Here is a 23,895-nt window from a genome sequence, read left to right as displayed (position 1 = left end):
GGGGCGAATTTCGCATTCGCCCCGCGCAACTGCCTGTTCGGCAAAATCAACAGAAAGTCTAAATCAGGCGAGGCCCAATTTCTGCGCGAGGCCGATGCGCTGCAGCTTGCCGGTGGCGCCTTTCGGGATCTCCGCCAGGAACAGGATCTTGCGCGGCGTCTTGAATGCCGCGATCCGCTCGGACAGGAAGGCGCGCAGCTCCTGCTCGGTGGCCGTCGCTCCCTCTCGCAACACCACAGCCGCGGCGACGTCCTCGCCGAGCTTGTCGTGCGGCACGGCGAAGGTCACGACCTGCAAGACCGCCGGATGATCCATCAGGGCTTCATCCACTTCGCGCGGCGAGACCTTTTCGCCGCCCCGGTTGATGATCTCCTTGAGGCGGCCGGTCAAAGTGACGTAGCCGCCTTCGTCCATCACGCCCTGGTCGCCTGTGCGGAACCAACCGTTGACGAAAGCCTCGGCGTTGGCCTTCGGGTTGTTTTCATAGCCTGCGGTGACATTCTCGCCGCGGATGACGATCTCGCCGATCTCGCCCGCGGGCAAGAAGCCGCCCGCCTCGTCCATGATGGCGACTTCCGGACCCGCGGCAAGACCCACGGAGCCGGGCTTTCTGACGCCATGCAATGGGTTTGACGCCATCTGATGCGCGGCTTCCGTCATGCCGTAGGACTCGATCACCGGCGAATGGAAGGTCGCTTCGAGTTCGGTGATGACCTGCGGCGGCATCGAGGACGACGACGAGCGGATGAACCGCAGCGGATAGCGCGCGATGATTTCCTTGTTGTGTCCCGCCCGCGTCAGGATCGCCTGATGCATCGTCGGAACCGCCGTGTACCAGGTGGGCTTTGCTTCGTCCATTGCCGCGAAGAACTTCAGCGCATTGAATCCTGGCGTGCAGAACACGCTGCCGCCGCGCGACAGCGGCGCCAATATGCCCGCGATGAGGCCGTGGATGTGGAACAGCGGCATGATGTTCAGCCCGCGATCCTTGTCGGAAAACTCCACCGTGGCCGCGATGTTGGTTGCCGATTTCGCGACATTGGCCTGAGTCAGCGGCACGATTTTGGGACGCGACGTCGTACCCGAGGTATGCAGGATCAAGGCGATGTCGCCCGGTTCAGCGCGGCCGGGCTGGGCCGCGGCGCCTTTCGCTTGGCCCGCAAGGGTGAAGTAGCCCGCTCCGCGTTTTGCATCCGGCGTCAGCGTCACCAGCGGAATGTTGAGCTTTTTTGCGGCCTCGATCGCCGGCGACGCGCTTCCCGCCTCGACCACAAGCGCCTTGGCGTTGAGATCGCTCATGTAGAATTCGAATTCATCGGCGCGGTAGGACGGATTGAGCGGCGCGGAGGTCGAGCCGGAGGCGATCGCGATGAACGCCGTCGCCATCTCCGGGCCGTTCGGCAGGACGATAGCGACGCGGTCGTTGCGGCCGACGCCAAGGCTGTTCAGCGCGGCGATCGTTTCCGCGACCAGCGCCCGGAGGCCGTCATAGGTCAAAGGCGCGGCATTGGAGGCCGCGATCGCGACGTCCTCGCCGCGACCTGCCGCAAACAATCCCTCGAATGTCCGCACTGAGGTCATTTCCAGATACTCCCAAACTATTCAAATTCCGCGGTCGTCTCACGCGGGCGTCACGGCGAGCTTGCCCTTGGCGCGGGTCAGCGTTTCGTTTAGCAGCTTAACAAGCGCATAGACGGCGTCCATATGCGGCGTTGCGACGCCGACCGTGCGGCCGAGTTCGATCACGGAGCCAATCAGCGCGTCGGCTTCGATCGCGCGGCCGCTTTCGACGTCCTGCAGCATCGATGTCTTGTGCGCGCCGACGGCTTCCGCGCCGGCGATGCGCTTTTCGAGCGAAATGCGGAACCTTATGCCGAGCGCCTCGCCGACCGTCTGCGCCTCGCGCATCATCTCGGCGGCCAGCGCGCGGGTCGGCGCAAAGCGGCAGATATCTTCCAGCGTCGCGTGCGTCAGCGCGCTGATCGGATTGAAACTCAGATTGCCCCAGAGCTTGGTCCAGAGTTCGGAGCGAATATCCGTGACCACCGGAGCCTTGAAGCCAGCCTTCGTAAAAGCCTCGGAGACTTGCGTTATGCGCTCGCTTTTCGAGCCGTCGAGTTCGCCGAGCGAAAAGCGGTTGCCTTCGATGTGGCGGATGACGCCGGGCTTCTCGATCTCGGCTGCCGGATAGACGACGCTGCCGATGACATGGCGGACCGGCAGATTGTCGGCGATCATCCCGCCCGGATCGACGCTATGCAGGCGCACGCCCTCATGCGGCCCGCCTTGCCCGAAGAAATACCACCATGGAATTCCGTTCTGCGCCGTGAGCACGATGGCGTTCGGGCCCATGATCTCCGGCAGGTCGCCGACGACAGCCGCGACCTGATGCGCCTTCATGCCGAGGATGATCAGGTCCTGCTGGGGAAGGTCGGCGATGCGGTCGGAGGCGACGACGGGCGCGACGATCGTCTCGCCCTCTTCGATCAGGGTCAGCCCATTTTTCGCAATGGCCACGAGATGCGCCCCACGCGCGATGACGCTGACCTCTTCGCCGGCATGGGCGAGTTTGGCGGCGAGGAGGCCGCCGATCGCGCCGGCGCCGATTACGCAGATTTTCATCGATCGATTTCCATTCGTCCTATCTTGCAGGGGAATAGCCGCTTTCGCGAGGCGCGTTCCATGCCGCATCCGCCGGCGCGATGTCCAGTCCGAGAGGTCGAAATCGCAAAAATTCTGCGCCGACGCCGCAGGAAGCGCAAAAATCGGCCGCTCGGTCAATCCCGAAAATTTCCGCCTTTGTTCTCTCTCGCGCGCCCCGCGCAACGCTCAAGCGAGCCCGAAGCTTCCGGAGCCGCGCTCCATCCCCCGGCTCGATCGTCGCGCAGTTGATGCCGCAATGCACCCAAGAGGGATCTCCTTTCAAGCATAATATTCTTGGCCTTTCACAAGAAAAAATTGCTTGCCCAATCGCGCCGCGGCAATCAAAACTTCTGCGCCAGACGCGCTCTGGTTGTCAGCTGAGGATTTGTCCAAGTGGCCGAAGAGTCTGTGTTGGTTGGAAGTCGGGCCCTGCCGAACCGGTGGCTGCAGCTTGTTTTGGGCGTGCTGTGCATGACCATGATCGCCAATCTGCAATATGGGTGGACCCTCTTCGTCAATCCGATGCAGGAAAAGTTTGGCTGGGATCGCTCCGCTATTCAGATCGCTTTCACGATTTTTATCGTCGCCGAAACCTGGCTCGTGCCGCTGCACGGATACGTCGTCGACCGGATGGGACCGAAGGTCGTGGTTCTGCTGGCCGGGTTGCTGTGCGGCCTCGCCTGGGTGCTGAATTCGCAGGCGACAAGTCTACCCATGCTGTATTTTGCTCAGGCGGTCGGCGGCGTTGGTGCCGGCGCTGTCTACGGGGCAAGCATTGGCAGCGCTTTGAAATGGTTCCCGGATCGCCGCGGCTTCGCTGCAGGCGTCACCGCGGCGGGTTTCGGAATGGGCTCGGCGCTGACGATCATCCCGATCGCGTCGATTATCGCCAATCAGGGCTTTCAGCAGGCGTTCCTATATTTTGGTCTTCTACAGGGAATTGTGCTCTGCGTTTGCGCGATTTTCCTGAAAGCGCCCGAGAAGATTGACGTCACTAAAGCCGCCGATATGGCGGTCGCGGGCGAGCGGCGCCAGTATAATCCCTGGGAGATGGCGCGCACGCCCGTGTTCTGGCTCATGTACGCCATGTTCGTCATGATGGCGGCCGGCGGCCTCATGGCGACGGCGCAACTGGGACCGATCGCAAAGGATTTCGGCGTCGCCGGCGTTCCGGTCAGCATTCTCGGATTGACTTTGCCGGCGCTGACATTTGCTCTTTCAATCGACCGCGTGCTGAACGGGCTGACGCGTCCCTTTTTCGGATGGGTGTCCGACAAGATCGGGCGCGAAGTCACGATGTTTGTCGCCTTCGGTCTGGAAGGGCTGGCTATTCTGGCGCTCAGCAAATTCGGCCACACGCCTGGAATGTTTGTTCTGCTGACCGGCCTCGTGTTTTTTGCCTGGGGCGAAATCTACAGTCTGTTTCCGGCCACTTGCGCCGACACATTCGGCGGCAAATTCGCCGCGGCCAACGCCGGTCTGCTCTACACAGCGAAGGGAACAGCCGCTCTGCTGGTTCCTTTTTCCAGCATGCTCACGGCCGCCACCGGCAGCTGGCATTTGACGTTCTGGATCGCAGCGGCGCTGAACATCATCACCGCATTGCTGGCGATTGCGCTGCTGCGGCCGATGCGGCGGCGGTTCGCGGCCTGACGGGTGGGCGCCCGGGCGCCGCTGATCGTCTCGAAATTGGCGCGGGCTCTCCCGCGCCAATCTGCGTGATATGACGGCCAGCTGTCATTGACGCGGGCCGGCCGGGCCAGAACTGCGGCGGCCAGCCAGCTTTCTCAAAATTTCTCGCCCTTGACGGCGATCGCCGCGCTCAATTCGGCGACCGCCGGCTGCGCGTTGCGGCGTGAGCGCAGCATCACGAATTCAAGCTCGCCCAGAGGCGGCATGCCCTCGCGCGGGGCGCGTTCGATGAGGCCTTTCGGGATCAGCTTGCGCGAATGCGCCATGAATCCCAGGCCGGCTTCGGCGGCGGCGACGAGACCCGAGAGGCTGCCGCTAGTGCAGGCGATCCGCCAGGACGCGCCGGCGCGCTCGAGCGCTGCGATCGCCATAAAGCGCGTCAGGCTCGGCGGCGGATAGAGAATGAGCGGCGCCTGGTCAGTTTGCGAGGGCGGCTCTTTTTCGCCGCTGATCCAGACGAGTTTGTCGCGCCAGATCAGATCGCCGCGATCCTCGCCCGGCCAGCGCTTGCACAGCACAAGATCGAGCTCGCCGGCGTCGAAGCGATTGATCAGGGTGCTGCTGAGGCCGATCGTGAATTCTAGATCGACCAGTGGATGGTTTTGTACGAATCCGGCGAGGATCTCGGGCAGCCAGGACAGAACCAGATCCTCCGACGCGCCAAAGCGCAGGCGCCCGCGCAGCTTCGCGCCGGCGAAATAGCGCTTCGCCCTCTCATTGGTTTCCAGAATGCTGCGCGCGAAGGCCACCATCGCCTGGCCCTCGGGCGTCATCGTGATCGAATGGGTGTCGCGGATAAACAGGCGGCGTCCGACCGCCTTTTCGAGCTTGCGCACATGCTCGCTCACCGTCGGCTGACCGAGGCCGAGGCGCCGGCTCGTCTCCGAAAAGCTCGCCCCCTCGGCGATGACGAGGAATGTCCTCAGGCAAACCGGATCCAGCAAAAGGCTATCGGAAAAAGCCATCGCACTCATCACGATAATCGGCGTTCACGCGGGAAGGCGGCCCGCCATAATGCGCGCGTTGCAGTTGGCGCTTCCAACGAGAAAAGACAAGGAGGATTAAATGACGCTCTATTCCCGGCGCAAGCTACTTGCGACCAGCGCGGCCGGCGGCCTCATCGCGGCGGCCGCGGCGCGCGGCGCGGCGGCGGAAACCTACTCCGCCGCGGCCATGAGCGATCCAGGCCCGCGCGAGGCCGCCGAAGAAGCGATCAATCCGTTCGAGTGGCAGGGCCTGCCGACCGACCATGGCAATCTGGGCACGCTGCGGCATTCCTTTTCGCAGGTGCACAATCGTCATACGGACGCGGGCTGGGCGCGCGAGGTCACCGTCCGTAATTTCCCGATCTCGAAGAATATGGCCGGCGTCAATATGCGATTGCCGGCCGGCGCGGTGCGCGAGCTGCATTGGCATGTTCCGGCCGAATGGGCCTTCGTGACCTATGGCCAAGGGCGCATTACCGCCGTCGACTCCGGCGCGCAAAGATTCGTCGCCGATGTGAAGGCGGGCGACCTCTGGTTCTTCCCCGGCGGGGTGCCGCATTCGATCCAGGGCCTTGGTCCCGACGGCTGCGAATTCGTGCTCGTCTTCAATGACGGCAATTTTTCCGAGGACTCGACCTTCCTCATCACCGACTGGTTCAACCACACGCCAAAAGACGTGCTCGCCAAGAATTTCGGGGTTCCCGCATCAACCTTCGACAATACCACCAGGAAAGATCTGTGGATCTTTGGCGCGCCTGTGCCGGGTGATCTTGCCGCCGACCTTGAGGAGAGCAAGCAGCCTTTCGTGCCGAACTCCTACGCGTTTCCGCTCGGCGACCAGACGCCGGTGTTTCAGTCGGCAGGCGGCTCGGTCCGCATCGCGGATTCCGAGAATTTTCCGGCGACTACCATGGCGGCTGCCCTGGTCGAGATCGCGCCGGGCGGCATGCGCGAATTGCATTGGCATCCGCTTTCGGACGAATGGCAGTATTATATCAGCGGAACCGCGCAGATGGGCATTTTTCACGGCGAGGGACGCAACAACACCGTCGAGTTCCACCCAAGCGACGTCGGCTATGTGCCGCAGTCGATCGGCCATTACGTGAAGAACATTGGCAAGGACACGCTTCGTTTCCTCGAAGTCTTCACCTCGGCCAAATATGCCGACATCTCGCTGGCGTCCTGGATGAATAATGTGCCGCATGAACTTGTGTCGGCTCATCTCAATATCGACGTCCCAACCTTGCGCAAAATGGCGCAGAGCAAGACTCCGGTTGTGCCAGTCTAGCTCCTTCGCTAGAATCGCGAGAATGCAAACGTCAAGTCTGATGACCAGGGGCGGGCTGCGGCTCGCCCTTCCTGTGTCATGATTTGCGTTCAGCCGCCAGCGAGAGCGGCGGAAACAGGGCTTGGGAGGGCCAATGTCTACAGTCGATCTTAAGGGCGGGGAACCCGCGCCCGGTTTTCTTTCGCGCGAGGCCACGGTGGCGAAGCCGGGCTTCAACCGGTGGCTTGTGCCTCCCGCCGCGCTCGCCATCCATCTTTGCATCGGCATGGCCTATGGCCTCAGCGTATTCTGGCTGCCGCTGTCGCGCGCGCTGGGACACGACAAGGCGATCGCGTGTCCGGACATGTCGATCGCGACCGCTCTGTTCACCACGAGCTGCGACTGGCGCGTCAGCGATCTGCTCGTGGTGTTCGAGCTTGGCATTGTCTTCCTCGGCCTGTCGGCCGCCTTGTTCGGCGGCTGGCTGGAGCGAGCGGGCCCGCGCAAGGCCGGCCTCGTTTCGGCCATCTGCTGGGGCGGCGGATTTCTCATTGGAGCCTACGCCGTCCATATTCATCAGCTCTGGCTGCTCTGGATTGGCATCGGCGTCGTCGGCGGAATTGGCCTTGGACTTGGCTATATTTCCCCCGTGTCGACGCTGATCAAATGGTTTCCCGACCGCCGCGGCATGGCGACCGGCATGGCCATCATGGGATTCGGCGGCGGCGCCCTGATCGGCTCACCGCTCGCCAACATCCTCATGAACAATTTCAAGACGCCGACCGACGTCGGCGTATCCCAGACGCTGTTGACGATGGGGCTTATCTATCTCGTCGCGATGCTGTGCGGCGCCTTCGGCTATCGCGTGCCGCCAAAAGACTGGCAGCCTGGCGGCTGGACGCCGTCGGAGCACAAGAGCGCGCTCGTGACCAGCGGCAATGTCGATCTCAAGGACGCACATAAAACGCCGCAATTCTGGATGATCTGGATTGTGTTGTGCATGAACGTTTCGGCCGGCATCGGCGTCCTCGCCATGGCTTCGCCGATGCTGCAGGAAATCTTCGCCGGCTCCTTGGTCGGCCGCCCCGAGGTGGGCTTTTCGGCGCTCGACACGGGCCAGAAGGCGGCGGTCGCGACGGTCGCGGCGGGCTTCGTCGGCCTCTTGTCGCTGTTCAACATCGGCGGCCGGTTCTTCTGGGCCTCGCTGTCGGACAAGCTCGGCCGCAAGCTGACCTATTTTACGTTCTTCGGCCTTGGCATTCTCCTTTACGCCGCGGCCCCGAGCTTCGCCCATATGGGATCGAAGCTGCTGTTCGTCGCCTCTTTCTGCATCATCCTTTCGATGTATGGCGGCGGCTTCGCCACGGTGCCGGCCTATCTTGCCGACATCTTCGGCACGCGCTACGTGGGCGCCATTCATGGCCGCTTGCTCACCGCCTGGTCGACGGCGGGCATCATTGGTCCGGTCGTCGTCGGCTATATCCGCGACGCGCAGATTGCGGCCGGCGTCGAGCGCGCGCTTGTCTATGACCGGACCATGTACATCCTCGCCAGCTTCCTTGCGGTCGGGTTTCTGGCCAATGCGATGGTGCGTCCTGTCAACAGCAAATGGCTGATGAGAGACGAGCCGCCCGCGCCGGCGGCCTTTGCCGCAAAGCATGCCTCTACGGCGGTTTCGGCCATTGGCGCAGGCGGTTTTAGCGCGGCGACCGCAATTCCATGGGCGCTGGTCGGTCTGCCGATTCTCTGGGGCGTGTGGAAGGCGCTCGAGAGCGCAGCCAAGATGTTCTGACCAAACCTTGGATCAAGACCAAGGGCGTCCCGCGGGGCGCCCTTTTTCTTGGGCTCAGTCTTCCTTGTAACCGAGCTCGGGAATGCCCTGTTCGGCGCCGTAATATTTGTAGGGCAGGAATTTTCCCGACATGGTCAGCTTGACGCGGTCGCCCTTGGCGTTCGCCTCGCGCTCGATCTGCATGTCGAAATCAATCGCCGACATGATGCCGTCGCCGAATTCCTCCTCGATCAGCGCCTTCCACGCCGGACCGTTGACCATGATCATTTCGAAGAACCGGTAAAGCAACGGATCGGTCGGCGGCATTGGCGAGCCGCGATAGGGCGTCTCATTCAGCATGCGCTCTTCGCTCTCCGAGAGGTCGAACAGCTGCGCCGCTTTCTTCGCCAGAGGTTTGACGAGCTTCATCTGGCCGAGCAGGGCGCCGACGACGAGAACCTCGGACATGCCGCCGATCTCGGTCGTGATATGCTTCCAGCTCCAGCCCCTGGCGCGCTTGATGTCGAGAATTTTTTCTGTGAGCTCTTCACGCTTCACGGGTTCCCTCCCTGTTTGGTCCGTGACCCTCCTGCAGGCATAGAAGGCGCCACGAATGAGGCGCCGGAAGCTTAAGGCTTGAAGGAGAACAGCCGTACGGCGTCGAGCGCGTCGCGCAGGGCCTCGCTGGTAAGCCGCGCCTGCGTTGCGGCCGTGGCCTGCAGCGCGAGGCCGAGACGCTGGCTCACGCGGTGGTGATCGAACACAGGCTCGCCCGGCGCCAGAACCGCCGCTTCCAGCGCGCTGAAATCCTCGCTCGTCCCGCCAGCGTCGAGAGCCAGAGCCAAGGCGAGGCAGGCGCGCCTTTCAGCGTCGTTTGGCCATTGCGCGCGCAGGAGGCGATAGAGATTGACGAAGCGCTTCAGACGGCGCCCCGAGGGGCCCGCAACGGGGGCCAGCGCCGCAAGGAGCCGCGTCTCGAGATCGCTCAAGGGTTCGTCGAGCGCGGAGCGCGCGGCGTCGGGCGCCGCGATCTTGGACGCCTCTGCGCCCGAGCCGATGCTCAGAAGGTGGCGAATCTGCGCGGCGGGATCGCGCCGTCCGGCGAGGACGCCAATCGAAAAGGGCGCCGAAATCCATTTTTCGAGGTCAACCGCCGCATCGGCGAATCGCGCCGGATCGACCGCGATCAGGCTGACAAAGCCGGGAGCCGGCGCGCAGCTTAGAATTTCCAGCGCGCGCGCCGCCGGAACGAGATCGAGATTATCGAGCGCGAGGATAATTCGTTGCGCCGCGCCGGCTGACGATCCGCTCGATTTGGCCTCAGCGCCTTCAGCCTGTTTTTGCGCCAACGCGCCAACGGCGGCGAGGAAGCGCTGCGCCTGCTGCTTGATGAGATCGGCGGCAAAGGGGGAGGGTTCCGCCAGAGCCGGATTGGCGATGTTGAGGCCGCCCGCGCGCCGCTCCGCCTCGGCTGCTTTCCGGCTCAGCCGATCGACTTCGCTCGCGAGATCCTGCACGCGGCGGGACTGATGACCGAGAAAGGCGTCGGCCTCGCGGCGCCGTTCGAGGAGGTCGGCGTTCAGCAGGCGCTCGCCGCGAAAGACGAGCTGAAGCAGCCGCAGGCCGCGCCAGAGATTGCTCAACAGCATCAGGCCGGCGCCGACGTAAAAGGATCCGCGCAATGTTGCGAGCCAATCGATATGGGCGGCGATCCAGTCGGCCGCCGCTGCCATTTGCGGCTGCGCGCGAAGCCAGTCGAGCCATGTCGATTGATGGCCTAGCGCAACGCCAAGGCCGAATCCGGCCGCAGCAAAGATGATCGCCCAGACGATCCGGCTCGATTGTCCCTTGCGGCCCCAGAACGCCTCGGCAAAAAACCCGAGCCGCGACGGGCCGCGGGCGTCCGTGAGCGTGCGCACCATGTCCTTATAGGCGAGCAGCGGATCGCCTGGGGCGGCGAAGCGCGACATGGTCGCGGCGATGCGGCCGCGCGCGCGCGCGGCAAAGGCGTCGATCTTGGAGCCCGGCGTCTCATAGAGCACGGTGTCAGCAAGACGCGCCCGGCGCCCGTCGGCCTCCTCGAGGAGGCGACGCTCGGATTCGAGCTTGCGGCTGGCGGCGTCGAGCCGCTCGAAGGCTTCCCGCGTGGCGAGCCCCGGATCGCGCGCCGCGTTCGAGGCCTCAACCGCGAGCTGCGGCTGATCGAGCGCGAGACGGGCGTAGAGCGCGCCGGCAAGGGCGGTTGCGGCGGGGCCGTCAAGGTCGGCGGCGTCGACCCGCAAGGTCAGGATATTTGCAAGGAAGGGCGAGGATGTCGCGCCGCGCGCCGCGGCGGCGAGCCGTTCGACGTTCTCGATCAGCCTGGCGAGGGCGGCGCTTTTGCCGCTGCCGGATGGCCCGAGGAGGCCGATCGAGAAAGGAGTCTGCGTCCTGCGGTGGAGCGCGAGCTCGGCGAGCAGGCTCAGCGGCGCGTCGGCAGGCCCGGGCGCGGCGCCGTCATCGCCGGCGTCGGCGGCAAAAAGCGCGCTCTCGGCTTTCGGCCGCGCCGTTGTCGCGAGCGCTTTCGCGGCGGCGGGCGTCGGCGCCGGCGGCAGGGAGCCGGCGAGTTTCGGCTCGATTTTCCCGGTCCCGGCTTTCGGCGCGGCCGGCGGCGGTTCAGCCTTGGCGCCGGGAATGAGAGATCCGAGATTTCGTAATCCGATGTCGGGCAAGGCTGATCTTCCTTATCGAGTTTCGGCTGTTCTAGCCCATACGCGCCGCGAACGAAAACTGTCGCGCTCGAACGGCGGAGCTTCATTCACCGCCGATTGATCCGCCTTCAAGCGGCCTTTGCCGCAACGGTCCCGTGGAATGTCAGAATATTCACGCCGGCGAGGAACGCGCCCTTTTCCGAAGCGGCCTTGGCGTTCTCGCGCCAGAGGTCGGCCTCGTCCTGCGTCAGGACGCCGGCCTTGACGCAATTGCTGGTAAGGCGCGGCAAGTCAAAGACGGCGTCGGCGCAGGCGAGATCGCTCGTCGCCAGCGCATGGGCTTCCGATTGCAGATCGGTGACGCCGCATGCGTCGAGCATGACGCCGAGCTCCCGCCCGATGAGAGGGTTGCGGAACGATCGAAGCCAGACGTCGCTCATTTTTGCGCTCGCGACGCCGGGGCCATTATAGAGGACAAAGGTTCCCCAGTCAGGCTCGGCCGCGACGATCCGGCCGCCGGGGCGCGTCACGCGAACCATCTCCCGCAGGCTCGCGCGCGGATCTTCGATGTGCTGCAGTGCGCGATCGATCCGCGCGCCGTCAAAGGCGTCTGTCTGCAACGGAAGGCGATCGGCGTCCGCCTGCAGCAATGTGACGTTCGCCAGCCCCTGTGCGCGTGAGCGCGCGACGCCAAGGAGGCCCTCACTGCGGTCGACGCCCAAGATCTCCGCGGCCGGAAAGCGCCGCGCCAGTTCGATGACGTCGAACCCGGTTCCGCAGGCGACATCGAGGAGGCGGTCTCCCTCCCGAACGTCGAGCGCCGCCCATGTGGCCGCCTTATACGATCGGAAGAACGCCAGGTCGTTCAGCGCATCGAGGCAATGCGTCAGCTCCGGCAGCATTTCGCCGTCCGCGTTGCGAAATCCTTGAGCGATGTCGGTCATTAAAAGCTCCGGCGCCGGGCAGGCGCAGCGATCGCGTGGGGCGACCGGCCGCCCCGCCGCGGTCGCGCTTGTCGCCCGGGCGCGAGGCCGGCTTGTCTCGAAAGGCGCCCATTTATCTGGACCCACCGGGTTCCTGCGTCTACATAGCGTCCAAACCCACGAAACTTTCGAATGCGGACGCGGAGCCCTTATGGCGCGGCAATTCATTTATCATATGCAAGGCCTGACGAAGACGTTTTCGACCGGCAAGAAGATCCTCGAAAACGTCAATCTCTCCTTTTATCCGGACGCCAAGATCGGCGTGCTCGGCGTCAATGGCGCGGGCAAGTCGACGCTTTTGAAGATCATGGCCGGCATCGACAAGGAGTTCACAGGCGAAGGCTTTGTGGCGGAAGGGGCCCGCGTCGGCTATCTGCCGCAGGAGCCGCAGCTCGATTCCACGCTCGACGTGCGCGGCAATGTCATGCAGGGCGTCGCGGCGAAAACGGCGATCCTCGAACGCTACAACGACCTCGCCATGAACTATTCCGACGAGACAGCGGATGAAATGACGACGCTGCAGGACGAGATCGAGGCCAAGGGCCTGTGGGATCTCGACGCGCAGGTGGAGCTCGCCATGGACGCGCTCGGCTGCCCGCCGGACGATTGGGCGGTCGACAAGCTGTCCGGCGGCGAGCGCCGCCGCGTCGCGCTCTGCCGCCTGCTGCTCGAACAGCCGGAGCTTTTGTTGCTCGACGAGCCGACCAACCATCTCGACGCCGAGACGGTGAATTGGCTCGAAGGTCATTTGCGGGCCTATCCGGGCGCGATCCTGATCGTGACCCATGACCGCTATTTTCTCGACAATGTGACGGGCTGGATTCTCGAGCTCGACCGCGGCCGGGGCATTCCTTACGAGGGCAATTATTCGGCGTGGCTGAAGGCGAAGCAAAAGCGCCTGCAGCAGGAAAAGAGCGAGGACGCCTCGCGCATGCGCGCGATCGAGGCGGAAGCCGGCTGGATTTCGTCGAGCCCGAAGGCGCGGCAGGCGAAGTCGAAAGCCCGCATTCAGCGCTATGAGGACCTCGTCAACAAGCAGAACGACAAGCAGGCGGTGACCGGACAGATCGTCATTCCCGTGGCCGAGCGGCTCGGCAACACGGTGGTCAATTTCGAGCATCTGTCGAAGGGTTTTGGCGACAAGCTGCTGATCGACGATCTGACCTTCAAGCTGCCGCCCGGCGGCATCGTCGGCGTCATCGGCCCGAATGGCGCGGGCAAGACGACGCTGTTTCGCATGATCACCGGTCAGGAGAAGCCGGACAAGGGCACGGTGACGGTCGGGGAGTCCGTCCATCTCGGCTATGTCGATCAGTCGCGCGATTCGCTCGACCCGAAGAAGAACGTCTGGGAGGAAATCTCCGAGGGCGCCGAAGTGATCTATCTTGGCAAGCGCGAGATCAATTCGCGCGCCTATACCGGCGCCTTCAATTTCAAGGGTCCTGACCAGCAGAAAAAGGTTGGTCAGTTGTCGGGCGGCGAGCGTAACCGCGTGCATCTTGCAAAGATGCTGAAATCAGGCGCAAATCTGCTGTTGCTCGATGAGCCGACCAATGACCTCGACATCGAGACGCTGCGCGCGCTCGAGGAGGCGCTGACCGATTTCGCCGGCTGCGCGGTCATCATCTCGCATGACCGCTTCTTTTTGGACCGTATCGCCACCCACATCCTCGCCTATGAAGGCGACAGCCATGTTGAATGGTTCGAGGGCAATTTCCAGGATTACGAGGAGGACAAGAAACGCCGCCTCGGCCAGGAAAGCCTCATTCCGCACCGGATGAAATACAAGAAATTTTCGCGCTAACGAAAAAATGCCCGGCTGAAACGCCGGGCATTTTTTGCGGCTTAGGCGTCGTTCAACGCAAGGCGCCGAGCAACCACAAGATCAGCAAAATGATCAGGACGGTGCCGAGCACCCCGCCGAGACCTGCGCCGCCGTAGGAGCCATAGGCCCAATAGCCGCCTCCGCCGCCGAACAAGATTATTAAAATAATGATTATGAGAAGCGTGCTCATCTTTTCCCTCCGCCAGAATGGCCTATGCGGACTGTTAAGCCGCGCATGTTCCGGACGCCTGTGGTAACGCTTCGATTGCCAATTCGTTCAATGCATTGCGCTGCGAGGCGAAGACGCTTCTTCAATTTGGCCGGGCCGCGATAGATCTTCCTCGCGAAGCAAAATCGCGCCCGAAATGAGTCAGGCCTCGCTTTTCGACGTAGCGATCGGTGCGGCTGTATCGGTCGGCCATTCGCTCCGCGCGTTGTAGGCGACGCCATAGACAATCGGCAGCAGAGCCGGAAACAGCAGGCGAAACTCGCTGATATTGCCCCCTAACATCCGATAAAAAATAATCCACAGGGGCAGGGCGAGGCAGTTAACGAGGAAAAAACGATCGCGCCACGAGCGGGAATTTCGTCCATCGCGCGTCACGAAATAATAGGCCAAAAACAAAAAATGGAGCGCGAGCGTGGCGACCGTCGTCAGCGACCAGAGCCCGCGCTCGAAAAAGATCTTTGTGATCGAGGTTTCAATACCCGTCTCGCTCGCAACGACAGAGATCGGGGCCGGATAGAACAATCGGATCAATTTATATTCGACGACAAACAGCACGGCGAAGCCGAGCACGAGCGCAGCGCGGTTTTTCAGCGGCATGCGCCAATCGCAAGCGGCCCACACAGCCACGAAAAAAACGACGTGGAAGGCGCTCTCCCGAAAGAGCCCGGTCGCCAGCATGAATATGGCGGCGGGAATGAATTTTTCCTGCAGGACGAAGTAGAGAGACAGGCTCAGAAAGGCGAGGCTGCTCATGTCTCCTGGATAATAAACATACTGGCCGATCAGGCACATGAAAGCGAACAGGCAAAAAAAGGTTTTACGGTCGAGCAGTCTTGCGTTCAGAACGGGCGTTACTGTCGCGATATAGAAAGAAACGCAGGCGACGACCGCGGCCGACAGGCGCAGCGGATTGAGGCGGGGATCGGTTGATTTGAACAGCGCGCCGATCCAGTTCGACAGATCGTAGACAATCAGATTACCCAAGAATCTTGGATAGTTGATCGAGTTCGAGCTTAAATAATGCTGCTTGAACTGCTCGACACTGACAAGGTCAGACGCCAGCTTGACGTCGTTTGTCATATTGTAAAAATAGACAAAGCCGGCGTCGGGCGAGAATTTGAAGAAGATCAGGAAGAAGGCGACGGTCGCCATCGCGTAGAGGACGCACATCTCGGCGAACTGGCGCAGGCCGTCGAGGCGAGAACCGGCCGCTGGTCTGTTTTGATCTGGAATGAACGCGTCATTTTCCAAGGAGAGCTTGCCGTCGCCTGCGCTCATCGCGTCACTCCGAATGGCCCGAACCGATTGCATGAATTGCCCGATGGAAAGGCAAGATCGCGGCCAGCCGTCAGCTCCAATTTTCTTCCGGCGTCCCGAAATGATTGCAGGCGCTGAGGGGGAGCGGCAAGACCGCCCGCCTGAAGCCAGAAAAACTTATTCAGGAGCCGTCATGCGACGTGAAATACGGCGGAAATCTCTTCGACAGCGTCCCAGAGCGCGTCGAAATGGCCGATGATCCGATCCGGCTCGAACGTTTCGACCGGCAGATCCGTATAGCCGAAAGTGACGGCGACGACCGGAACTTTGGCATTATGGGCCGTGTCTATATCGGTCTTGGAATCGCCGACCATGATCGCCCGGCGCGGATCGCCGCCGGCTTTGGCGATTGTCTGCAGCAAAGCGTCGCCATCAGGCTTGCTCACTGCGAATGTGTCCTTGCCGCAGATCGCCTTGAATCGATCGGCGATGCCGAGCGCCGTCAAAAGCAGACGCGAGGGCGCCTCGAATTTATTGGTGCATACGGCAAAGCTCCAGCCGGCCGCCTCGAAGCGGTCGAGCGCGGCGGTCACGCCAGGGTAGAGCACGCTCTCATCGGCGATATGCGCCTCGTAATGTTCGAGATAGTCGGCGAATAATTGATCGAGCCGTTTCTCGTCGACGACGACGTCATTGGCCTTGAGCCCGCGCTGCAGCAGCGCTTTGGCTCCAGCGCCGACCATTGCGCGCGCGTCCTTGAACGGGACGGCGGCGAGGCCCTCCGCCGTCAAGATGGCGTTCAGGGTCGAGACGAGGTCGGCTGCGGTGTCGGCCAGAGTGCCGTCAAGGTCGAAGATGAGCAGCGGCGGGATCGAGAGAGACTTGGTCATGGGTCCTGCTCAAGCCGGAGGTCGAGAGTGGCGCGGAGCTTCGGGGAAGACAGCTCCCGACGCAAGCCGCAGTTTCGGTCATTTCGTCACGCGCCGAGACAGGCGCGGTTTTCGGCGCCAAGGCGATGTGGTGTAGAAGAATGTCGAAATCAAGGACCGGCACGGGCTGGAAGGGGCGGAGAGTCGATATGCGGGGCATCGGTTTTTTAAGGGCGCGGCGCCTTTCGCATCTTGCCGCCTGCGTCGTCGGGCTCGCCGCGGCGGCCGGCGGAGCAGGTGGAGCCGCCGCCGCGAACTATGAATTTTTAGCGGCCCCCCATACGGACCTCAATCGCGTCTACCGGCTTGATCGCGCCACGGGCGAAGTCGGCGCCTGCCAATATGGCCTGAAAGACGGATCGGTCGGGGTTACGCTCTGCTATCCGCCCGGCGAAGGCGCGGGGCCGCAGGCCTCGAGCGAATATTCGCTGGTCGCCTCCCGGCATGAACGCGAGGGCGGCGTTTTTCGGGTCGATCTGCGCACCGGCATGATGTCGATCTGCTATGTCCTGAACGAGGGGGTGGTGTGCACGCCGCAGGCGCGCTGACCGAATCGGCAAGGCTCGCCCGCCTTGACGGGGCGCCCCGCAAGGGACTACGCCGCTTGCGAACCGCGTTCGCGGCAGCGAGGACATCCCGGAAATGACCGCCCTAAGTCCCGATGAGGCCAAGCGCGCCGCCGCCGCCGAGGCCATCAAGCTGGTCAGGCCCGGCATGAAGCTTGGTCTTGGCACGGGATCCACGGCGCGGCATTTCGTCGATCTCCTCGGCGGTCTCGTCGCCGCCGGGCTCGACGTTCTCTGCGTGCCGACCTCCGAGGAGACGCGGGCCCAGGCGGCGGCGCTTGGCGTCGCGCTGACGACAATCGACGCCGAGCCCGAGCTCGACCTTACCGTCGACGGCGCCGACGAGTTCGATGACGCTCTGCGGCTGGTCAAGGGCGGCGGCGGCGCGCTGCTGAGAGAAAAAATCGTCGCGACGGCCTCGAAGAGGATGGTCGTGATCGCCGACGCCTCCAAGCATGTGGAGCTCATGGGCAAATTCCCGCTACCGGTCGAGGTGACCCGGTTCGGCCTTGAGGCGACGCGCCGGCTGATCCGCGCGAGGGCGGCGGCGGCGGGCTGCGCCGGCGACATCGTGCTGCGCGACAAGGGCCCCGGTCAGCCTTTCATCACCGACAATGGCAATTTCATCCTCGACTGCCATTTCGGCGCGCTGCCGCGTCCCGAGCAATTGGCGCAGGATCTCAGCGCAATCCCCGGCGTCGTCGAGCACGGGCTGTTCATCGGCCTCGCCAAAGCGGTGATCTGCGCCGGCCCCGGCGGAATCGAGATTTTTGGCCGGGTCGAAGCGCCGCCGCCGCCCTGAGCCGAAAAAAACGCGCTCGCTCTAAAACGACGCCGGGTCGCGCGACGGATAGATCCAGGTCTTAACGAGAAGATTTAGGGAGACTTCGGTTGCAGAGCGTTTTTCGTTCCATCAGGCTGACAACGGCCTGCGCGATTTTCATCGCGGCCTTTGCGGGCCTCGCCACGGCGCAGAAGTCCGCGCCACAGGCCGCGGCCCCCGGCGCTGCGCCCGCGCCCGCGGGCGTCATCAAACCGTCCCACCTCGCCGCGGCGCGCGCGCTGGTGCTGAGCTCAGGCATGGCGCGCTCCTTCACCGTCATAATCCCGCAATTCGTCGATCAGATCGGCGCGTCGCTGAGCCAGACCCGCCCGGAGCTGAGTCAGGATCTCAAAGAGGTTTTGACCAATCTCCAGCCGGAATTCGACAGGTTGCCGGATCAAATGACGGGCTTTGCGGCGCAAATTTTCGCCCAGCATCTCAGCGAGCCTGACATCAACGCGGCCGTCGCATTCTTCTCCAGCGCCGCCGGCAAGAATTACGTGGCCTCGCAGCCGGCCGTCCTCAGCGACATCGTGACCGCCATGCAGGGCTGGCAGGGCAAGATATCGACCGATATGATGACCCGGGTAAGGGAAGAAATGAAGAAAAAAGGCCACGACATCTAAGCGCGTGACGGCTTGCGCCGCCGCGGCGTCCGATAGGCCAAGGCGGGGCGAATGACTGATTTCGATGTTGATCTTTTCGTGGTCGGAGCCGGCTCCGGCGGCGTACGCGCCGCCCGCGTCGCGGCGGGCCATGGCGCCCGCGTCGCCATCGCTGAGGAATTCCGCGTCGGCGGAACCTGCGTCATTCGCGGCTGCGTGCCGAAGAAGCTGATGGTCTACGCCAGCCGCTTTCGTGACGAATTCGAGGATGCGGCCGGCTTCGGCTGGACGATCCCTGAGATGGCCTTCGACTGGCCAAAGCTCGTCGCCGCCAAGGAGCGCGAAATTTCGCGGTTGTCCGCGATCTATCGGACCAATCTCGAAAAAGCCGGCGTCGCGATGATCGACAGCCGCGCCGAAATCGAAGATCCGAACACCATAATTCTCGGCGACGGACGCAGGCTTGGCGCGAAAACCATCCTTGTCGCGACCGGCGGGACGCCGGTGCTTGAGCCGGATATTCCGGGCCGCGAACTGGCGATCACCTCGAATGAGGTTTTCGATCTCGCCGTCATGCCGCAGCGTCTCCTGATCGTCGGCGCCGGCTATATTTCGGTGGAGTTCGCCTCGATTTTCACGCGGCTCGGATCAAAAGTCGCAATCGCGTCGCGCGGCGAGAATGTGCTGCGCGGATTTGACGACGACATGCGCTGCGGCGTGCGCGACGCGCTCGTGGAGGAGGGCGTCGAGATGCACTTTAGCCATCTTCCGACGCGGATCGAAAAGATCGACGGCGGTTTGCGCGTTCACCTGACCTCCGGCCTTCAGCTCGACGTCAATCAGGTGATGCTTGCCACCGGCCGCCTGCCTCATACAAGGGGGCTCGGCCTCGAGCGCGCGGGCGTAACGCTCGATAGCGTTGGCGCCGTGATCGTCGACGACTTCTCGCGGTCCAATGTCAACTCGATCTATGCCGTCGGCGACGTCACCAACCGCCTTCAGCTGACGCCGATCGCCATCCGCGAGGGCCATGCCTTCGCCGACACGGTGTTCGGCGGCAAGACGACCGCCGTCGATCACGCCCATGTGCCGACCGCCGTTTTCACGACCCCGGAACTTGGCGCGGTTGGCCTCACGGAGACGCAGGCGCGCGAGGCCTGCGATTGCGTCGACGTCTATCAGGCGAGCTTTCGCCCGCTGAAGGCGACGCTCTCGGGGCGAACCGAGAAAACCATGATGAAGATCGTCGTCGATGGCCGCACCGACGTGGTGCTCGGCGTCCATATTTTGGGCGAAGGCGCCGCGGAACTGGCGCAAGTCCTCGCGATCGCCATCCGCCTCGGCGCAAAGAAAGCCGATTTCGACGCGACCATCGCGGTGCATCCGACCTCGGCCGAGGAGCTTGTCACGATGCGCACGCGCACCGCCCGGTTCGAGCGCGCGATCGCCGGGCCCGAAGCCCCGGACGCCGTCGACGCCGAGTTTCTCGAGGGATGACCCTCCTCGCCGATTTCCGCCCATGAGCCAAAGCGAGATGCAGAAAATGCTCGCCGGCGCGCTTTACCGCGCCGACGACGCGGAGATCTCGGCGGCCCACCGCAAAGCCTGCGCCTGGCTTGAGCGCTACAACGCCACGCTTGCCGTCTCGATCGCAGAGCGCCATGCGCTGCTGGCCGAATTGCTTGGCGAGGTAGGGGCAGGCGCCAATATTCGGCCGCCCTTCTATTGCGATTATGGCTTCAACATTCGCGTCGGCGCGGGCGCCTTCCTGAATTTCAACTGCGTCATTCTCGACGTCGTTGCGGTGAACATCGGCGAATTGACGCAAATCGGGCCGGGCGTGCAAATTCTCGCGGCCGACCATCCGCGCGATCCGGCGCAGCGCCGGGCCATGCTCGAATCCGGCCGTCCGGTCAGCATCGGCGCCAATTGCTGGATCGGCGCGGGGGCGCTGATCCTGCCGGGCGTGACGATCGGCGACGACGCGATCGTCGGGGCAGGGGCGGTGGTGACGCGCGACGTCGCCGCACGCGCGACCGTCGCCGGCAATCCGGCGCGGCGGCTCAGATAGGCCCAAAGCGCAAACATTGCATCCGGGGGGCCGCGCCTGCTAGATGCTTTCTTTCCAAAAAGTCCTATTTAGGACGCGGAGGATCTGCGCCGTCCGGGCTCCGGCCCAAAATGCAATCGTTGGGAGCGGCCCGCGCCGCTCGGGAGTATAAAAATGTCCGTCGAGTCCTGGTCGCCGTCGAGCTGGAGAGCCAAGCCGATTGAGCAGTCGCCCGTCTATTCCGACGCCGCAGCGCTCGCGGATGTCGAGCGGCAGCTGGCCGGTTTCCCTCCGCTCGTCTTTGCCGGCGAAGCGCGCAAGCTGAAGCGCATGCTGGGCAAGGTCGCCAATGGCGAAGCTTTCCTGCTCCAGGGCGGCGACTGCGCCGAAAGCTTTGCCGAGCATTCGGCGGACAATATTCGCGATTTCTTTCGCGTCTTCCTGCAGATGGCTGTGGTGGAAACCTTCGCCGCCGCGCTGCCGGTAGTCAAGGTCGGCCGCATCGCCGGCCAGTTCGCCAAGCCGCGTTCGGCGCCGCTGGAGACCGTCGGCGGCGTGTCGCTGCCGAGCTATCGCGGCGATATCGTCAATGATATCGCCTTCGAGGCGGGCGCCCGCGTGCCGGACCCGGCGCGCCAGCTCATGGCCTATCGACAGGCGGCGGCCACATTGAATCTTTTGCGCGCCTTCGCGACCGGCGGCTACGCCAATCTCGAAAACGCCCATCAATGGATGCTCGGCTTCATCAAGGACAGCCCGCAGTCGGCGCGCTATCAAGAGCTTGCTGACCAGATCACTGAAACGCTCGGCTTTATGCGGGCGATCGGGTTGGATCCCGAGTCCCATCAGGAGCTGCGGCAGACTGATTTTTACACCTCGCATGAGGCGCTGCTGCTCGGCTTCGAGGAGGCGCTGACGCGCGTCGATTCGACGACCGGGGATTATTACGCGACCTCCGGCCATATGATCTGGATCGGCGACCGCACGCGTCAGCCCGGCCACGCCCATATCGAATATGCGCGCGGCGTCAAAAATCCGATCGGCCTCAAATGCGGCCCGACGCTGAACCCGGATGAGCTGATCCGGCTGATCGACATCCTGAACCCGGACAATGAGGCCGGGCGCCTGACGCTGATCTGCCGCTTCGGCGCTGACAAGGTCGAGGCCAGCCTGCCGGCCCTGATCCGCGCCGTGCAACAGGAAGGCCGCAGCGTCGTGTGGTCCTGCGATCCGATGCACGGCAACACGGTCAAGGCCGCCTCCGGCTACAAGACGCGGCCGTTCGACAGGATCATGAGCGAGATCCGCGCCTTTTTCGCGGTCCATCAAGCCGCCGGAACTTATCCAGGCGGCGTGCATCTCGAAATGACCGGCAAGAACGTCACCGAATGCACCGGCGGCGCGCGCGCGATCTCCGACGCGGATCTGCATGATCGCTATCATACCTACTGCGATCCCCGCCTCAATGCGGAGCAGGCGATCGAGGTTGCTTTCCTGATCGCAGAACTGTTGAAGACCGGCCGTATGGGCAAGGGCCTGCAGGCCCATCCCGCCGCGGCCGAATGAGACACAAGCCGCGCCTTATGCGCGCGGCTTTTTGATCTCGGCCGATCCCCACGACGAGAATGGCGGACAAGCGCAACCACCTGCGCTCCCGGAGGCGAGCCCTGCGCTTGCGTCAGCCATTTGGCGGTAAGCGAGGACATTTGATGACGCTAAAGCAAAAGCTGGTCTGACTGAACGGACCTTTGCTCTGACCCATTGTTTCAACGCATCCGCTTGGTCCAAAAAGCCTTCAGCTTTTCGGGCGGATGCTCTAGCGCAAGGCTGCATTCTTCAATGACCGACACGCTCGTCATCGGCCTCGCGCAGATCGATTCGACGGTTGGCGAGATCGCCGGCAATGTCGCACGCGTCCGCGCGGCCCGCGCGCAAGCGGCGGATTTCGGCGCCGACGTCGTGATGTTTTCGGAGCTTTTTATCGCCGGCTATCCGCCGGAGGATCTGGTCCTGAAGCCGGCCTTTCTGGAGGCCTGCCGCACCGCCCTCGACGATCTCGCGCGCGACACCGCCGACGGTGGTCCGGCGATTCTCGTTGGCGTTCCGCTTGTCGAAAACGGACTTGCCTACAACGCCTATGCGCTGCTCGACGGCGGCCGCATCGAGGCCATACGCTACAAGGTCGATTTGCCCAATTACGGCGTTTTCGACGAAAAGCGCGTGTTCGCCCAAGGGCCCATGCCGGGACCCTTGACGCTACGCGGCGTGCGCATCGGCGTGCCGATCTGCGAAGATATCTGGGGGCCTGATCCGGTTGAATGCATCGCTGAGACGGGCGGCGAAATTCTGCTCGTTCCCAATGGCTCGCCCTATTGGCGCGGCAAAGCCGACGAGCGGCTCGCCATTGTCGCCGCCCGCGTCGTCGAGAGCGGCCTGCCGCTGATCTATCTCAATCAGGTCGGCGGCCAGGACGAATTGGTTTTCGACGGCGCCTCCTTCGGCCTCAACGCCGACCGGACGCTCGCCTTCCAGCTTCCGGCCTTTACCTCCGTGGTGGCGAAAACCGTGTGGCGGCGCGGCGACAACGGTTTTGGCTGCGTCGAAGGGCCGAAGACCGCCATCGAACAGGGCGAGGAGGCCGATTACAGCGCCTGCGTGCTCGGTCTTCGCGACTATGTCGAGAAGAACGGATTTCCCGGCGTCGTGCTCGGTCTCTCGGGCGGAATTGATTCCGCGCTTTGCGCCGCCATGGCGGTGGATGCGCTGGGCGCCGCCCGCGTACATTGCGTCATGCTGCCGTATCGCTACACCTCGAGTGAGTCGCTTGCCGACGCAAAGGCCTGCGCCAATATGCTTGGCGCGCGCTACGACATTTTACCGATCGAGCCGATCGTTTCCGGCTTCGAAACCGCGCTGCGGCCGCTGTTTGCCGGAACCGTTCCGGGCCTCACCGAAGAAAACATCCAGAGCCGGGTGCGCGGCGCGACGCTGATGGCGATCTCCAACAAATTCGGCGCGATGCTGGTGACGACTGGCAACAAGTCGGAATTGTCGGTCGGCTACGCCACCATCTATGGCGACATGAATGGCGGCTTCAATCCGTTGAAGGATCTCTACAAGATGGAGGTTTTTCGGTTGTGCCGCCTGCGCAACCGCTGGAAGCCGAAAGGCGCGCTCGGACCCGATGGCGCGGTGATTCCGGAAAATATTCTGGTGAAGCCTCCCTCGGCGGAGCTGCGCGAGAACCAGAAGGATCAGGATTCGCTGCCGCCCTATGAAGAGCTCGACGCCATTCTGGAAGGGCTGGTCGAAAAGGAAATGCGCGTCTCCGATCTGATTGCGGCGGGTTTTGCCGCTGAGACGGTCAAGAAGGTCGAGCGGCTGCTTTATCTTGCCGAATACAAGCGCCGTCAGGCCGCGCCCGGCGTCAAGGTGACGAAGAAGAATTTCGGCAGAGACCGCCGCTACCCGATCCTCAACAAATTCCGCGATTCTGGCGCTCCCGCCCCGGCGCCCGAAAAGCAAGGCCTGAGCGGATTGGGCGTGGCCCCGGCCGACGATGTTGTGTAGCGCCGGGGT

20 protein-coding genes are annotated in these 23,895 nt (G+C 63.3%); 11 read left to right on the top strand and 9 right to left on the bottom strand.

What is annotated here, in order from left to right; genetic code table 11:
• Positions 1-63 precede the first annotated feature (63 nt).
• Both CR492_RS04350 and CR492_RS04345 read right to left on the bottom strand, forming a co-directional pair.
• Positions 64-1,581 carry an acyl--CoA ligase gene (locus CR492_RS04350; RefSeq protein ID WP_102842507.1) on the bottom strand — a complete coding sequence of 506 codons (1,518 nt, stop codon included), beginning with the start codon at positions 1,579-1,581 and terminating at the stop codon, positions 64-66.
• A 39-nt stretch (positions 1,582-1,620) separates the two neighbouring features.
• Positions 1,621-2,622, bottom strand: coding sequence for a 2-dehydropantoate 2-reductase (locus tag CR492_RS04345; protein WP_102842566.1), 1,002 nt, complete (start codon positions 2,620-2,622; stop codon positions 1,621-1,623).
• Positions 2,623-3,114: 492 nt separating this feature from the next.
• Here CR492_RS04345 and oxlT point away from each other — a divergent pair, with 492 nt between their 5' ends.
• The gene (oxlT, locus tag CR492_RS04340; protein ID WP_245411962.1) at positions 3,115-4,296 is read left to right on the top strand and encodes an oxalate/formate MFS antiporter; all 1,182 of its coding nucleotides are present in this window, start codon (positions 3,115-3,117) and stop codon (positions 4,294-4,296) included.
• A 134-nt stretch (positions 4,297-4,430) separates the two neighbouring features.
• On the opposite strand, the gene CR492_RS04335 is transcribed toward oxlT, so the two are convergent.
• A complete protein-coding gene (locus CR492_RS04335) occupies positions 4,431-5,300 on the bottom strand; it encodes a LysR family transcriptional regulator (protein WP_245411958.1) in 870 nt (289 codons plus the stop codon).
• A 100-nt stretch (positions 5,301-5,400) separates the two neighbouring features.
• Between CR492_RS04335 and CR492_RS04330 the strand changes: the two genes are divergently transcribed.
• Both CR492_RS04330 and CR492_RS04325 read left to right on the top strand, forming a co-directional pair.
• The gene (locus tag CR492_RS04330) at positions 5,401-6,609 is read left to right on the top strand and encodes a cupin domain-containing protein (protein WP_102842504.1); all 1,209 of its coding nucleotides are present in this window, start codon (positions 5,401-5,403) and stop codon (positions 6,607-6,609) included.
• Positions 6,610-6,742: 133 nt separating this feature from the next.
• Entirely contained in the window at positions 6,743-8,380 is a 1,638-nt protein-coding gene (locus CR492_RS04325) for an L-lactate MFS transporter (RefSeq protein ID WP_102842503.1), read from the top strand.
• 54 nt (positions 8,381-8,434) lie between these two features.
• Here CR492_RS04325 and cynS read toward each other — a convergent pair whose 3' ends face one another.
• The 3 genes from cynS to CR492_RS04310 all read right to left on the bottom strand — a co-directional run bounded on the left by cynS (position 8,435) and on the right by CR492_RS04310 (position 11,993).
• Positions 8,435-8,917 carry a cyanase gene (cynS, locus tag CR492_RS04320; protein ID WP_102842502.1) on the bottom strand — a complete coding sequence of 161 codons (483 nt, stop codon included), beginning with the start codon at positions 8,915-8,917 and terminating at the stop codon, positions 8,435-8,437.
• A gap of 71 nt (positions 8,918-8,988) precedes the next feature.
• Complete coding sequence (locus tag CR492_RS04315) at positions 8,989-11,070, bottom strand: hypothetical protein (protein WP_102842501.1); 2,082 nt, start codon at positions 11,068-11,070, stop codon at positions 8,989-8,991.
• Between the two features lie 107 nt (positions 11,071-11,177).
• Positions 11,178-11,993: a methyltransferase domain-containing protein gene (locus CR492_RS04310; protein WP_102842500.1), complete on the bottom strand. Its 816-nt coding sequence runs from the start codon at positions 11,991-11,993 to the stop codon at positions 11,178-11,180.
• 190 nt (positions 11,994-12,183) lie between these two features.
• Between CR492_RS04310 and ettA the strand changes: the two genes are divergently transcribed.
• Entirely contained in the window at positions 12,184-13,836 is a 1,653-nt protein-coding gene (gene ettA / locus CR492_RS04305) for an energy-dependent translational throttle protein EttA (RefSeq protein ID WP_102842499.1), read from the top strand.
• A gap of 52 nt (positions 13,837-13,888) precedes the next feature.
• Here the strand turns inward: ettA and CR492_RS04300 are convergent, their stop codons facing one another.
• The 3 genes from CR492_RS04300 to CR492_RS04290 all read right to left on the bottom strand — a co-directional run bounded on the left by CR492_RS04300 (position 13,889) and on the right by CR492_RS04290 (position 16,233).
• Positions 13,889-14,047, bottom strand: a complete 159-nt coding sequence (locus tag CR492_RS04300; protein WP_012589168.1) for a DUF3309 family protein — start codon at positions 14,045-14,047, stop codon at positions 13,889-13,891.
• Positions 14,048-14,227: 180 nt separating this feature from the next.
• Positions 14,228-15,364: a hypothetical protein gene (locus tag CR492_RS04295; protein WP_102842498.1), complete on the bottom strand. Its 1,137-nt coding sequence runs from the start codon at positions 15,362-15,364 to the stop codon at positions 14,228-14,230.
• Between the two features lie 170 nt (positions 15,365-15,534).
• Entirely contained in the window at positions 15,535-16,233 is a 699-nt protein-coding gene (locus CR492_RS04290) for an HAD-IA family hydrolase (RefSeq protein ID WP_102842497.1), read from the bottom strand.
• A 188-nt stretch (positions 16,234-16,421) separates the two neighbouring features.
• On the opposite strand from CR492_RS04290, the gene CR492_RS04285 reads away from it, so the two are divergent.
• The 7 genes from CR492_RS04285 (at position 16,422) to CR492_RS04255 (ending at position 23,886) form a co-directional block, all read left to right on the top strand.
• Positions 16,422-16,820, top strand: a complete 399-nt coding sequence (locus tag CR492_RS04285) for a hypothetical protein (RefSeq protein WP_102842496.1) — start codon at positions 16,422-16,424, stop codon at positions 16,818-16,820.
• A gap of 94 nt (positions 16,821-16,914) precedes the next feature.
• On the top strand, positions 16,915-17,640 hold the full coding sequence (gene rpiA, locus CR492_RS04280; protein ID WP_102842495.1) for a ribose-5-phosphate isomerase RpiA: 726 nt from the start codon (positions 16,915-16,917) through the stop codon (positions 17,638-17,640).
• Positions 17,641-17,729: 89 nt separating this feature from the next.
• Positions 17,730-18,287: a DUF2059 domain-containing protein gene (locus tag CR492_RS04275; RefSeq protein WP_102842494.1), complete on the top strand. Its 558-nt coding sequence runs from the start codon at positions 17,730-17,732 to the stop codon at positions 18,285-18,287.
• 51 nt (positions 18,288-18,338) lie between these two features.
• Positions 18,339-19,763, top strand: a complete 1,425-nt coding sequence (gene gor / locus CR492_RS04270) for a glutathione-disulfide reductase (protein ID WP_102842493.1) — start codon at positions 18,339-18,341, stop codon at positions 19,761-19,763.
• Positions 19,764-19,785: 22 nt separating this feature from the next.
• On the top strand, positions 19,786-20,337 hold the full coding sequence (locus CR492_RS04265) for a sugar O-acetyltransferase (protein WP_102842492.1): 552 nt from the start codon (positions 19,786-19,788) through the stop codon (positions 20,335-20,337).
• 153 nt (positions 20,338-20,490) lie between these two features.
• Positions 20,491-21,882: a class II 3-deoxy-7-phosphoheptulonate synthase gene (locus CR492_RS04260; protein WP_102842491.1), complete on the top strand. Its 1,392-nt coding sequence runs from the start codon at positions 20,491-20,493 to the stop codon at positions 21,880-21,882.
• Between the two features lie 273 nt (positions 21,883-22,155).
• Positions 22,156-23,886, top strand: a complete 1,731-nt coding sequence (locus CR492_RS04255) for an NAD+ synthase (protein ID WP_102842490.1) — start codon at positions 22,156-22,158, stop codon at positions 23,884-23,886.
• Positions 23,887-23,895 lie beyond the last annotated feature (9 nt).

The organism is Methylocella silvestris (genome assembly GCF_002891535.1).
Taxonomy (GTDB): Bacteria; Pseudomonadota; Alphaproteobacteria; order Rhizobiales; family Beijerinckiaceae; genus Methylocapsa; species Methylocapsa silvestris_A.
The sequence above is the reverse complement of the archived record's forward strand: the minus strand, read 5'-3'. Positions and strand labels throughout refer to the sequence as shown.